The sequence below is a fragment of the Saprospira grandis str. Lewin genome (assembly GCF_000250635.1).
GTDB classification, from domain to species: domain Bacteria; phylum Bacteroidota; class Bacteroidia; order Chitinophagales; family Saprospiraceae; genus Saprospira; species Saprospira grandis.
Map to the genome: position 1 here is coordinate 36,053 of NC_016940.1, position 12,670 is coordinate 48,722.

General features: G+C 44.9%; 11 protein-coding genes. 4 read left to right on the forward strand and 7 right to left on the reverse strand.

The window, feature by feature from the left end; genetic code table 11:
- Nucleotides 1-218 precede the first annotated feature (218 nt).
- A complete protein-coding gene (locus tag SGRA_RS00205; protein WP_014373039.1) occupies nt 219-1,658 on the forward strand; it encodes a hypothetical protein in 1,440 nt (479 codons plus the stop codon).
- Here SGRA_RS00205 and SGRA_RS00210 read toward each other — a convergent pair.
- Nucleotides 1,648-3,321, reverse strand: coding sequence for a sigma 54-interacting transcriptional regulator (locus SGRA_RS00210; protein ID WP_245538600.1), 1,674 nt, complete (start codon nt 3,319-3,321; stop codon nt 1,648-1,650). The two genes, SGRA_RS00205 and SGRA_RS00210, sit on opposite strands and share 11 nt — an antisense overlap.
- A gap of 187 nt (nt 3,322-3,508) precedes the next feature.
- Between SGRA_RS00210 and SGRA_RS00215 the strand changes: the two genes are divergently transcribed.
- Nucleotides 3,509-4,027: a hypothetical protein gene (locus SGRA_RS00215; RefSeq protein WP_245538601.1), complete on the forward strand. Its 519-nt coding sequence runs from the start codon at nt 3,509-3,511 to the stop codon at nt 4,025-4,027.
- A 420-nt stretch (nt 4,028-4,447) separates the two neighbouring features.
- On the opposite strand, the gene SGRA_RS00225 is transcribed toward SGRA_RS00215, so the two are convergent.
- The 6 genes from SGRA_RS00225 to SGRA_RS00250 all read right to left on the reverse strand — a co-directional run bounded on the left by SGRA_RS00225 (nt 4,448) and on the right by SGRA_RS00250 (nt 9,193).
- Entirely contained in the window at nt 4,448-4,849 is a 402-nt protein-coding gene (locus SGRA_RS00225; RefSeq protein ID WP_014373044.1) for a hypothetical protein, read from the reverse strand.
- A gap of 3 nt (nt 4,850-4,852) precedes the next feature.
- The gene (locus SGRA_RS00230) at nt 4,853-6,013 is read right to left on the reverse strand and encodes a hypothetical protein (protein WP_014373045.1); all 1,161 of its coding nucleotides are present in this window, start codon (nt 6,011-6,013) and stop codon (nt 4,853-4,855) included.
- A gap of 586 nt (nt 6,014-6,599) precedes the next feature.
- The gene (locus SGRA_RS00235; RefSeq protein ID WP_014373048.1) at nt 6,600-6,980 is read right to left on the reverse strand and encodes a hypothetical protein; all 381 of its coding nucleotides are present in this window, start codon (nt 6,978-6,980) and stop codon (nt 6,600-6,602) included.
- Nucleotides 6,981-7,209: 229 nt separating this feature from the next.
- Nucleotides 7,210-7,638: a hypothetical protein gene (locus tag SGRA_RS00240; protein WP_014373049.1), complete on the reverse strand. Its 429-nt coding sequence runs from the start codon at nt 7,636-7,638 to the stop codon at nt 7,210-7,212.
- 90 nt (nt 7,639-7,728) lie between these two features.
- Entirely contained in the window at nt 7,729-8,211 is a 483-nt protein-coding gene (locus SGRA_RS00245) for a hypothetical protein (RefSeq protein ID WP_014373050.1), read from the reverse strand.
- Between the two features lie 82 nt (nt 8,212-8,293).
- Complete coding sequence (locus SGRA_RS00250) at nt 8,294-9,193, reverse strand: glycosyltransferase family 2 protein (RefSeq protein ID WP_014373051.1); 900 nt, start codon at nt 9,191-9,193, stop codon at nt 8,294-8,296.
- A gap of 266 nt (nt 9,194-9,459) precedes the next feature.
- Between SGRA_RS00250 and SGRA_RS00260 the strand changes: the two genes are divergently transcribed.
- Nucleotides 9,460-10,950 (forward strand): serine hydrolase domain-containing protein, encoded by a 1,491-nt coding sequence (locus SGRA_RS00260; protein ID WP_148268229.1) that lies wholly within the window; start codon nt 9,460-9,462, stop codon nt 10,948-10,950.
- Nucleotides 10,951-11,030: 80 nt separating this feature from the next.
- Nucleotides 11,031-12,515, forward strand: coding sequence for a glycerol kinase GlpK (glpK, locus tag SGRA_RS00265; protein WP_014373054.1), 1,485 nt, complete (start codon nt 11,031-11,033; stop codon nt 12,513-12,515).
- Nucleotides 12,516-12,670 lie beyond the last annotated feature (155 nt).

Here is a 12,670-nt window from a genome sequence, read left to right on the forward strand (position 1 = left end):
TTTGTAATTTTGGGCCCTTTGGCGGCCATTTTTGCGGTCTACAGGCCCGAAGGGCCGCAGGCTGAGGGATGGAAAGGGGGGCGGCGCAGCCGCAGACCCAGCTTTTGAGCGCAGCGAAAAAGCGCAGGGCCGAGCAGACCTGCGAGCCCCGACACAGCCCGACCCGCCCAGCGGGCGGGGCAGCCCCAAAACAACAACATTTAGCAGATACCACGAATATGAAAACACCCAGTAGCGATTTATTCCGAATGATTCAGGCGATGAGCTCGGCAGAAAAGCGATATTTTAAGAAAGACAGCCGAGATAGCCATACCTCTCATCTTTTTGATCTCATTAACGAGCAGGAAGAATATGATGAGGAGCAAATCAAGCGGCGTTTGCGGGATGCTTCTTTTGCCAAAAACCTGAAGGTGCATAAAAACCGATTGCAGCAGTTGTTGCTCAAGAGTTTGCGGGCCTATCATGAAGAAAAAACGGGTCGTTCTAAGGTTCGGGTGTTATTAGACAATTCTGAAATTTTGATTCAGAAGCAGCTATATGATTTGGCGATTAGTCAGTTGGACAAAGCCAGTAATTTGGCAGAAGAATTTGAGGAATATGAGCTTTTGCTAGAGTGTCGGTCCTTACAAGCGCGTTTGGGGCAGGCTTATAGAAAAGTGAAGCCGCCTTTTTTGGCCTTACAGGAAACGGCTGCTCTTTTGCACAATTATAGTCAGTATGCTTTAGTCAATGAAGAATTGAGTCGGATGATGAATGCGCCATCTAGTCCCTTGGAGGCGAAGAGTCGGGCCAGAAAAATGCAGCGCTTAGTAGAAGAGCAAATTTTGGATAAAGACTATCAGCCAGCGAGCAGCAAAGCCATGCGAAGTTGGTGGCAATCTCAGGCGCTTTTGGCCAAGGCCAAGGGGCGAGATGAGGAAGCCTTGGCGCATAGTCAGGCTGCTTTGGACAGTATGGAAGAGCGGCCCAAGCTCATACAGGCGCAGGCGGCGGCCTACCTAAAACTGTTGATGAATCACTTTAGTTTTTCTTTGGGGTTGAAGGGAGAAGAGGCGCTTTGGCTTGAGTTTGAGAAAGCCGAGGCCCATTGCAAAAAACATAAATTCTTGTATCCCAGGCTATTGCATCTACACTTATTATTTCTTTTTTATTGGCAAGAGCGGCTAGAAGATGTGCAGATGGCCCAATTCTTAAAGGAAAGGAGTTTGCCCTTAATTAAGCGCTATGGTTTGGAGCAGCAGGCCATTTTGGGGCAACTATTATCCCTGGCCCTATCGCCTTTGTACAAAGGGAGGCATTTTGGAGAATTGCAACATTGCATGCAGCTACTCCAGGGGCTAGAACTCCCTAATTTGCGGGCCAAAACCATTGACTTAATTGTCTATTGGGAAAGTTTTCGGGCGGGCAAGCTCAAAGGGCAACTGGCAGAAGTCGAGCAAGACCTCAAGGGTTTGGGTCGGCAGGCCAACCGTTACCCTTTCTATGAAAAGAACCTCAAGCTACTGCTTCAGTTGGGCGATTTGAGTGAGGAAGGGCAATTGGACCTTTTAGCGCTTTATGCGCAGCAACTGCAGGCCTTGCCCAAAGATGCCATTTGGCAAGAGTGGAACCAACTCTTGCCCTTGACCGACTATTGGGAGGCTTTTCTTAAAAACTAGGCGGCTCTTGATCGGCTGCATTTTTCCAGTTATAGGCTGTTTTTGGGCTGATTCCCAGAAAATCATGGGGAGATTCTACCTCTTTGGTCCACTCTAGTAAAAGTAGGCGAAAGCGGTTGAGCAGCTTAGTGCCTAAATTAGGTTCTGTTTTCAAAAAGGCCTCTGGCGGAAGCAAATAATTTAGAATAGCCTGCTGTGGCAGATCAGCCGTTCCCGATAGCGGCTGGTCAAACTCTTTTTTGAGCCAATCGAGGACCTCTGGACCTTTTCGTTTTTGCAGCTCTTCGGGAAAATCAAAAAAGGCCTTATAAGCGATGGCGATCTGTTCTAGATCTCGGTAATTTCCCTTTAGCTCTTGTTGTTGCAGCCAAAGGAGAAATTCTGCTGCATCGGGGCAAGGCATTGCAAAGCGCATTTTTTTCCAGACCGATTGCCAGGCGCTAATAATTTTGTGCGGTTGATTTCTCAAGGCGGTTAAGTTAAGCCGAAGCTGCGCAATTCGGTCAAAAAAGCGGGGCAAAAGGGCCTTTTTCAGCTCCTCTAAGGGCAGGCTGCTGGTAAAAATGAGGCGAAACTGATAGCGTCGGCCCTCTCCATCTCCCCGAAAATAATTATTTCGATCGGTAGAAATGGCCTGCATGAGGCGAATTTGGGCCTTTGTGTTGAGCTCTTGCACCTCCTCAATAATCAGGGCGCCCCCATTGGCCTCTTCAAAAAAGCCAGTTTGTTCATCAAAGAGTTGGGCCGATAAGAGGTCCTCCTCTTCGGCTATTTCTAGAGCATGCAGGCGGGGAATATCGCCTAAAATTGTTTTCAATTGCTCTAAATGGTAATTTTTGCCACTTCCTCTTTCGCCTAAAAGCAGAATAGAAAAGCCCTGCTTGAGATAGGTTTGTAATTCGGACTGAACAAGGTCTATCTCTGCAGCCCTAGGCAATTTAGGCAATAACTGCTCTCTGAGTTTGGGCAGTAATTTATCTTGCACCCGCCCCAAAATCAGCTGTCCTTTTTCGTCTTCTAGGGCTTGAAACAAATAGTTGGCGCTCGACAATAGCTCTTGTTCGATCAGTAATTGGCAGCAGAGGTACCAGGGACCAAAAGCGGGATTATCCCAACAGAAAATATCGGCCGATTGATTTGCTTCAATTTGTTTTTCTAGGCCCAACAAACAGGCAGAAGAAAGCTCGCCATTTAGGGGATGAAAAAACAAGCGGCCCTTATGGTAAGGCCCTAGACAGGCCTCTTTTCCAGCCCAAAACAACCATTGTTTTTCTACAGACAACTGCGCTAAAATGGCCATAAAATCCTCGGCTAGGCTGGCTTTTTTCAGTTCATTTAGGCCGTCGTAATGGCTAATAATTTCCGCTATATCTGCTTTTGGTTTTAGGCCCAACAAGCGGCTTAGGGCCTTTTGGCTGCTTTCTTCTTGGCTGCTGGGCAAGGCCGAATAAAAAATATGTAGTTGGTCAAAAACGAAGGTAGAACGCTTCTTCCATTGCTCCAACTGAAACAGCAGCCGCCCTCTTGGCCGCGCCAAACTGCCCACTCCTTTTTGGGCCAAAGCTTGCAAAATGGGAAATAAATCGGCTAGGGCTTGCCGATTAGACAAGGCCAGGTAAAGGACTTTTTTCTTGTGCATGATGGTCGTATTTAGGTAACACAAAGTTAAGGTTTTTCTGCAATTCTGCCAAGCAGATCGAGCGGGCTCCCTTTGAGGTAAAAAATTACCGCCTTAGAAAAATTTAACAGTTCTGCCCTTTCCCCCTCTTTCTTTGCCCAACAAACCTTCGCTTCTGCCTTTATTTGGGTCCAATTATTTAACCCGCGTTTAGGCGCACAAGCTTTTTATCATGAAAAAAATACAGACTTTTTTGTTCCTCGGACTTCTATTTGCTGCTATCGGTCTACAATCTTGTAGCAAAGAAAATGAAGAGGTAGAAGAGCCCATCCCCACGGCTATGCTCATCAACAAAGTATCGGTTAGCAATACGCCAAGCTACAACTACAATGAAAACCGCGATTGGGACACCTTTAGCGATGCCGATATGTATTTTTATATCGCTTATACGGATGGCAATGGCTACATTGGCGATGTCATTTATAATGGCGCTAACAATTATGTGGAAGATGTTGCTCCTGGCGGTGGAATTGTGCTCACCCTCAACAATCCACTTCGGATAGACCTCAATGGCTCCCTAGATTTTAGTGTTGCCCTCTTTGATTATGATGATTTTGGCGAAGACGAATGGATGGACTTCTCTGACCTTATCGATATTTCTAGTTACAAGGTCGCCAATCCACCAAGCACTATCAACATAGAAGGCACAGATGGCAGCCGCTTCCAACTAGAGGTAGAATATAGCTACTAAGTTGGCCTTTTGCATTTGAATACACCCTCTTCGGAGGTTTTTTTTGGGGGCCTGCCGCCTGCGGCGGCCGGGCTGTGTCAGGGCTCGCAGGTCTGCTCGGCCCTGCGCAAAATTCGCTACGCTCATTTTGCTTGGTCTGCGGCTTCGCCGCCCCCTTATCCATCCCTAGGCCGTTTGGCCTTCGGCCACCCCTAGGGCCAAGGCCCTAGGCTATTGAAAAAATTGTCATCCCCTCATTCGAGGGGATTTTTCTTTGCGGTTGGGCGGTTGTTGTTTTTCTTGGAGCGAACCTTTTCCATTTTCCAGCAAAGAAGGGCTTTAGCCCGCTCTTTGCATAGCCCCACAACCATGGGCTTCAGCCCATGGGCCCAAAACTGCCCAGCCGCCGAAGAAAAAAGACAGCTGAGCAGCCATAACAAGCTATTTACCATCAGTCCAAACCATTAGCTTATGTGCATGAATTGTTTTGTCTAACAATTTAATTTTCTGACTAGGCTTAACATTAGGTTTAAACTTTTTATTTAGCTCGTGAACCTCATTATAAAATGAGATCAATGTTCCATCCTGTTTTTTTATTGTCAAGGAGTCTATATTTATTCCTTCATAAGCTATTGATATATACATCCCTGCTCTATAAAGTTCTCTCAAATTCAAAGATAGTTTTTTCTCTAAAACCTCTTCTATATCCAACATTTCAATCACAACATACTCGGAATGGTTAAATACGACCTTGTAGTCTTTTCGAACTATAGGTCCTCGAAGAGACATACATGAAACCATACAGAAAAACATCATTAGGCTAATAGCTCTTGCTCGATTCATCTCTTAATAGTTCTCTATTTCACGAATAATATAGGCAGGTTCTTCCTGTACATGAGCATTAAACGGGCAGATGATCAGTAACTTATTTTCAGTTGGAAAATGAAATATAAATGGCCTCCCCCTTGCATCTCTAGTTTCTCCAGATATTTTCTTTGAAGGCGGTAAGGATATTTCATCAGGCCCAAAGCTATTATAGTAAAAATCACCTGCCTTTTGATAAGCTAGAATGTAAGTGGTATCGCTCAGCACGCTAAGAGCAAGCGGGAAACATCCCAACTGCGATTTTTGCAATAATCGATTTTCTTTAATTTGCCCCTTTTGGTTAATAGTAATGATTCCTAAATTTTGATTATAGGATACAATTTGACCATTAGCATAACTAATTCTATGAAGGTAATGCTCATAAATACAACCTTTTGATTTTAACTCAGGGTAATCTTTTTTCCATTCCAAGCGCCCCTCTTGGTTTAGTTTTAAGAGGCTAAACTTATTAGTCAGCGTCCTATCTTGATAATGCTCACTAACAGCCAAATAAATGTTATTCTCCTCCCCTATAGCTAAATCAGTTATTCGAGATTCTAAATCAAGGCCAGCTTCCAATTCTTTCGGGATATTAAATGTTCTTAGTAGTTCTCCCTTTGCATTAACTAACTGAATTTCATAACTATTAGTCGAACTACTCGCCAGAAAACAAAGACTATCTTGATACCTCTTTATAAAAGATGGCCGTTCCTGACATTGCCGTCCCAAAGTTTTACGCCACAGAAGTTGCCCCTTAGCTCCATATTTAACTAAAAACTCAGGTTTCCCTAAAAACTTAGGTTTTCCAGATTCTTCCTCATTCAACTCTTCTGTCAATAAGTAGAATTCTCCTTGAATGACTTCAAAGGCATTCACAGATCCCTTTACTTCTAGTTGTGCTTGTTCCTGAAAATCGCCCGCTTCATTTAATTGAAGTATGGCCTTCAAAGAAGTACTATCATTGGTTTCCAAAGCAGTACTCAAGACATAATGATTTTCGGCCTCTACTGCAGTCATCAAAAGGTTATAAGGTAGAAAAATTAACTTTTCCTTTGCCCCATCAACTGAGGGCTCTCTAAGCTGACAAGAAAAAAAGAGCCCCGAAACAAGAAGCAGAAAACAAGTTTTCTTAGGTGCGTACATTATCAACTAATTTTAATAAAGACAAAGGTCCAAACAACTGCTTTTTTGGGGCCTGCCGCCTGCGGCGGCCGGGCTGTGTCAGGGCTCGCAGGTCTGCTCGGCCCTGCGCAAAATTCGCTACGCTCATTTTGCTTGGTCTGCGGCTGCGCCGCCCCCTTATCCATCCCTAGGCCGTTTGGCCTTCGGCCACCCCTAGGGCCAAGGCCCTAGGCTATTGAAAAAATTGTCATCCCCTCATTCGAGGGGATTTGCTGTTCCACTAGGCTCCATCAGCAAAGAAGGGCTAAAATGTTTATTTATGGAGGGTTTTAACCCTCCATTGAACACAAAAATGCATTCGTTAATTGGCTGTAGGTTTCAACCTACAGGCCCATATAGCAGGCCCCTAGGGCCACAGGCCTAGCGATGTGCAGGGGTGGCCAAAGGCCAGACCAAGCGGGCGCAGCCCGCGCAGGGCCGAGCGAACAGCGAGCCCCGAAACGTAGCGCCGCAAGGCGAAGCCGCAGCGGAGGCCCCAAAAAGTTATCCCAATAAGCTATTTTTCTACTAGTTAGTGCTTGCTACAAAAAACTATAGCGAAAAACGACTAATCTTCACTCCAAATTTGATTTAGCTCATCTAATGTCTTTACTCCATGAGTAAACCGAACTTTTAAGTCTGAAAATGAAAATTTTAATTCAGGACAGGCACAACGAGGCACCATAATAAGAGTAATGGTCACTTCTATCCTTTCAGTCGAAGGAATAGGTTTGAAATCAACATCACTAATCTCACAGTCATCCCATTCCTCAATTTCATCTACACTAATATTTTTAACTTTAGAAAACTGAATGATTAATTTTGGTCTATCACAGCAAGACTCTACTCCAACTTCGATCCATTTATTCCTAAAATCAATCGTAAAATTTGAAAAAACAGCATCGTGAAATTCTACATCTCGTAAGTCTTCAACAGTAATATTTACCATAGTTTTTAAAAAATTATTAGTTATATAATTCCTCTGTCCTCTAGACTCACCGCATACCCCACTTAAAAACAATCAATTACAAAAAAACCTAGGAATTAGGCCTAAAAAAGGACAAGCCCTTTAGAGCATCTTCAACGACCGAAGGAAGTAACCGTAGCGCCCGCCGAAGGCGGGAGGCCCCAAATGTAAATCAATATAGATGGGGCAACTAGTACGGATCAACGTCTATTTACCTAAATATATAAAAAGCATGACGCGATAATTTTGTCTTGCAACTTGGACAAGGTTTTTCACTTTTTGGAATTTCATAATTCTTTGCTCCTATATAAGCATCCAGGACAGAAGGATTTCCTATCAAACCCTCCCAACCGCAATGAGAGCATGAGATATTTTCAAGATAAATTCGCTGAAGTTTTCCATTGACCTCAACTAGATTATATGGCATCCATATATTTCCCAATTTAGCAAACGCAAAATCTAAGTTTAGAATGCTGCCGTATTCTGTTAAATCAAACACAAAAATTCGCCGCAATAGAGGACTAAACTCGTCTAAATAAAATTCTGCGTTCTCTACCACTTGTGCTAAAAAAGTTTTTTTTATAATAAAAAGCTCCTGATTATCAACTTCTTTTATCTCTAAATATTCTAAAGGAATCATGTATTAGGTTTTATGGATTTATTATTTTAGCTTTTATTCCATTCTGTATCACAAAAAAGAGGCGAAAGTCCCTAGTTGCTTTCCGCAAAATCACTTCCCCTCTTCAACAAAGACGAACCTTGTGCTTGAATCAATAGAATAGGCATAAGAAATATGCTCATTTTCAATGATGATTTGTCCCCTTTTTGCAAAGGCTAGGTTGTCCTTAAAATATTCTTCAGGCTCATCACGAAATAGGTATAAAGCAATTCCCCGAACTCTATACAATTGAGCCTCTTCTATTATAGCGTTTTTTAAATTCGTAGGATTATACATTTGCATCCTATCCGTATCACACAACCTAGCTGCTCCCAGTAGGATAACATTAGCGTTCTCTAGATCCCCATTTTGAGTCTTCGGTATTGGTAGATAATAGTCAATGTAAAAATCCTCTTGTTTATAACTTTCAAAGTCCCTTTTAATAGGTCCATGGCAAACAATATGAATACGATCCACAGTCCCCTTGTATCTATCCTTAGTATTCGAACAGCTCAGTAAGAGCAAGATCAAGCTAATTTTTAATAATTTTCTCATTGAGTACTTTTAACATTTCATCCGCTTCCAAGAAAAAGTTGTGGGACTAGCTACCGGCTGAGATAAAACTCCCAAAAAGCAATCAAGTCCTTTTATTTTTGGCTGTTTGTCTATACAAAGCCAAATAAGAGAGCCGATAAAAATCAAATAGTTTTAATGAAGGCTGAGGCGCAAACAACTGCTTTTCCCAACTTTTGTGCATAATTCGGTGTAGATGAGCCAATAAAGGGGCAAAAAACTGGACCTTCTTCCAAACCCGCCAAAGCTTTATATCGTCTAACATAGGAAAAGCAGCTGTAGTAGACAAAAAATGTAGGTTTTCGACGGCTTGCTTAGATTTGGCCAAAAAGGCCGCATTTTCATCTAGGCCCAAATGAATAACGGCATTATCTATTTGTCGAATCTCTTTTTTTTCTTGGGCCAATTGCCAGCCCCAAAGGCTGTCTTCATGCCCATACTGCTTGAGCTGCTCCTCAAAAGGTTGGGCCAAAGCCCAAGCCCGAGGCAAAGCAAAATTATTGCTCATAAAAGAGGCATAAGGCTGCGCTTGACGCGCTGCCAAAGACCGTACTTCTCGGCTTCGGCCATAGCTCCAATGCAAACTAAATTTGGCGGAGGGACAAACTGGGGCGTATTCTCTCCCCCCAACCAGCACCCAAGGCCCCAAATGATCGAGGTATTGGGCCAAAAACCTAGGCGAACTCGGCCAACTGTCGGCATCCAAATACAATAAATAAGGCTGGCTAGCCAGTTGGGCCAAACGATTGCGAATGGCCGCCCGCCCAATATTTTTTTCTAGGAAAACCTTCTGCAAAAAAGGATGCTCCGGCAACTCCCTCAACTGCTGCCGATAAGGCTCCGCAGAGCCATCATCCATACAAATTAACTCTAAGGCCATATTCTCGGCCTGCATCTGCCGCAAAAGCTCCTGCAATAATGGACCTACCTCATAATTGTAATTGGGGATCAGTATTGAAAGCATAAAATAGACTAAACAATTTTTTAGTAAAAAGTTTTTATTAACTGAACGTTCAAGCTTGGTTTTTGTGGTCCAGAGGAGCGAAGCGACTGGCTGAGGGATGGATAGCAGTGGCCGAAGGCCAGACCGAGCTTTTGAGCAAAGCGAAAAAGCGATGGGCCGAGCAGACCTGCGAGCTGCGACACAGCCCGACCCGAGCCAAAGGCGAGGGGCAGCCCCAAATTACTTTATTCTTCATCAAAAAAAACATGGCCAAAAGGCCCCTATTTATGCAAAAAACCACTACCCTTTTCTTCAGTTTTAGCTTTATTTTTATCCTCCTATCGGCCTGTACCTTTAGCCGAATTGGGCTGCACATGATGCCCGCCGTTTCCGACTACAAGCTGTTTCCCAAAGATACTATTTTTGCGGCGGCTTCTCCTTCTGCCTCCTTTGTAGAGGCGCAAAACCCCAATATTTTGCCCCCTTTGGCCCATTGGCTGCCCAAGGATTACCGCAAAGGGGAGGAAAATTGGGCGCAGTTTATGAAAAAAAGCCATAGTACGGCCTTTTTGGTCCTTCGCAATGATAGTTTGCTCTTTGAGGATTATGCCAATGGACATGAAAAATATGAGCCGCAGGTCGTTTTTTCTATCTCTAAAGCGATTACGGCCCTATTAGTTGGCATTGCCATAGGCGAGGGAAAAATCTCAGCCGAACAGCCCGTTTCTGACTTTATTCCCGAATTTTCGGATCCCGAACGCCGAGGCATTAAGATTTTTCATTTGCTCAATATGGTTTCGGGTATTGATTTTAAGGATGAACGAGATTTTGGCAAACTGTCGGTCCTCTATTATAATAATGACCAAGATAAATATATTCGGAATTTTGATGCCGTAGAGCATCGGCCAGGGACCCATTTTGCCTATAAATCGCTAGCCACCCAAATTTTATCGAGCTGTTTAGAGACCGCCACCGGCCAAAGCGTGGGCGATTATCTATCGGACAAACTTTGGCAGCCGATGGGCATGGAATGCCCCGCCCTACTTACCGTAGATAGCCGAGAAGCCGGTAACCAAAGGGCTTTTGGCGGCTTTGCGCTTTGCTCTAGAGATTTGCTCCGCCTTGGCCAGCTACTGCTGCACAAAGGCAATTGGCAGGGCCAACAATTGGTCCCCAAAGATTTTATTGAACAAATTATTAACCGCCAAGAAGATGGCCGCGCCTACTGGGGCTACCGCAACTGCTTTTGGCGAAATGGAGACCTAGAAAAGGGCATTTTTCAGGATCGCGACTTTTTTGCCTCTGGCTATTTGGGCCAATTTATTTATGTCAATCCCGACAGAAATTTAGTCGTCATCCGACAAGGAAAAAAAGAAAATTTCCTCTGGCGATATGTCTTTAACCGCCTAGCCAGAAGCCTAGATGGCGAAAGTACCGACCTGAACGACCATTGCCAGAATTTTTCGGCCCAATTTGAAGGCATTTATGCCGCCGAAGATGGAGAGGAAATTCAACTGATTGAACAAAAAGATAAAAAAGGAAACAGTTTTTGGATCTGGAAGGGGCCCAAAGAGAAAAAACAAAAGCTCAAACAATTTGATGGCCTTTGTATTGGCAAAAGAAGTTTAAAAACCAAAAAACGCCTGATTTTCAACAAGCTAGGCAACAACATCCAAGGCTTTCACCTAGACAATCAAGATCAGGTGGACCTCAAGTACTACCAAAAAAAATCAAGTATATCCCTTAAAGGCCGAAAAGCCCTGATGGCAGAATTTTAAAAAAAAGCCCCTCGAGCTCGCTCAAGGGGCTTTTTTGCGTATATTTTAGGCCTTTTTTTGGACCAAAATACGCCACCATCATGATTCTCGCCTTAGACCAAGGAACGAGCAGCTCTAGAGCCCTGCTTTTTGATAAAAATGGCCAATTGCTCGGCCTCGAACAACAAGAATTTCAACAATATTATCCCCAAGAAGCTTGGGTAGAACATGATGCCGAGGAAATTTGGCGCTCGCAATTGCAAGTGGCCCAGCGCCTGATCGAAAAAATGCAAATTTCTCCTCAAGCCATCCAGGCAATTGGCATTACCAACCAAAGAGAAACTACCATTTTATGGGATAAAAAAACAGGCCGGCCCGTTCATAGAGCCATCGTTTGGCAAGACCGCCGAACCGCCAGCTATTGCGAAGAACTCAAACAAGCTGGCCATGCCGATTATCTGCGCCAACACACAGGCCTGCTAGCCGATGCCTATTTTTCGGCCACCAAAATACGCTGGATCCTAGAACATATTCCCCAAGCCAAAGCCCTAGCCGAAAAAGAACAGCTCTGTTTTGGCACCGTGGATAGCTGGCTGCTCTGGAAACTAACCAACGGAAAGGTCCATAAAACCGACCCCAGCAACGCTAGCCGAACCCTACTCTATAATTTGCATACTGGAGAATGGGACCCCAAATTGTTGGATATTTTTGGCATTCCCGCTCATATTTTACCCAAAATTTCAGCCTCTTCTGGCCTTTTTGGCCATACAGATCCCGCTCTTTTTGGGGCAGAAATTCCCATTACGGGTATAGCTGGCGACCAACAAGCGGCCCTCTTTGGTCAAGGCTGCTGGCAGGCGGGTAGCGTAAAAAACACCTATGGTACGGGCTGTTTTATGCTGATGAATACAGGAAATCAACCCCAAAACTCAAATTCTGGCTTGCTCACTACGGTAGCTTGGGAAATTGACGGCCAGCGAACTTATGCCCTAGAAGGAGCCGTTTTTGTGGCCGGTGCCGCCATCCAATGGCTGCGAGATAGCCTGCGCATCCTCGATTCTGCCAAGGATTCTAGCTATTTTGCCCAGCAGGTAGAGGATACGAATGGCGTTTATTTTGTCCCCGCTTTTGCGGGTTTGGGCGCTCCTTATTGGGATATGTACGCTCGGGGCGCCATTTTGGGCCTCAGCCGAAGCAGCACAAAGGCCCATATCGTTCGGGCGGCCCTAGAATCCCTGGCCTATCAGAGCAAAGACCTGCTTTTGGCCATGCAACAAGATGCCCAGCTGCCTTTGGTCCAACTCAAAGTAGATGGCGGCGCCTCGGCCAATGATTTTCTCATGCAGTTTCAGTCCGATATTCTAAATGCCGAACTGCTGCGCCCCAGCCTGCAAGAAACTACCGCCGCAGGCGCCGCCTATTTGGCCGGTTTGGGCGCTAAGGTCTGGACCAAAAGCGATATTCAGGGCTTTTTGGCCAAACAAGCCCAGTCTTTTCAGCCCAATATGCCCGCTACCGATCGAGAAAAACGCTATGCCCGCTGGCTAAAAGCCGTCTCTAGAACTCGAAATTGGGCAGAGGAATAGTGTTTTATTTATTTTTTGGGGCTTGCCGCCTTTGGCGGCCGCTCCCCTTGCAGCTCGCAGGTCTGCTCGGCCCTGCGGCGCTTTCAGCGCCTTGGTCTGCCGCCCGAAGGGCGGCACTGCGCCGGGCAGCTAAGCCTGCGGCGGCTTCGCCGCCT

Coding starts and splice junctions, on each gene's coding strand:
- glpK (WP_014373054.1), top strand. CDS start 11,031: ATGATTCTCGCCTTAGACCAAGGAACGAGCAGCTCTAGAGCCCTGCTT.
- SGRA_RS00250 (WP_014373051.1), bottom strand. CDS start 9,193: ATGCTTTCAATACTGATCCCCAATTACAATTATGAGGTAGGTCCATTA.
- SGRA_RS00205 (WP_014373039.1), top strand. CDS start 219: ATGAAAACACCCAGTAGCGATTTATTCCGAATGATTCAGGCGATGAGC.
- SGRA_RS00230 (WP_014373045.1), bottom strand. CDS start 6,013: ATGTACGCACCTAAGAAAACTTGTTTTCTGCTTCTTGTTTCGGGGCTC.
- SGRA_RS00245 (WP_014373050.1), bottom strand. CDS start 8,211: ATGAGAAAATTATTAAAAATTAGCTTGATCTTGCTCTTACTGAGCTGT.
- SGRA_RS00240 (WP_014373049.1), bottom strand. CDS start 7,638: ATGATTCCTTTAGAATATTTAGAGATAAAAGAAGTTGATAATCAGGAG.
- SGRA_RS00260 (WP_148268229.1), top strand. CDS start 9,460: ATGCAAAAAACCACTACCCTTTTCTTCAGTTTTAGCTTTATTTTTATC.
- SGRA_RS00225 (WP_014373044.1), bottom strand. CDS start 4,849: ATGAATCGAGCAAGAGCTATTAGCCTAATGATGTTTTTCTGTATGGTT.
- SGRA_RS00235 (WP_014373048.1), bottom strand. CDS start 6,980: ATGGTAAATATTACTGTTGAAGACTTACGAGATGTAGAATTTCACGAT.
- SGRA_RS00215 (WP_245538601.1), top strand. CDS start 3,509: ATGAAAAAAATACAGACTTTTTTGTTCCTCGGACTTCTATTTGCTGCT.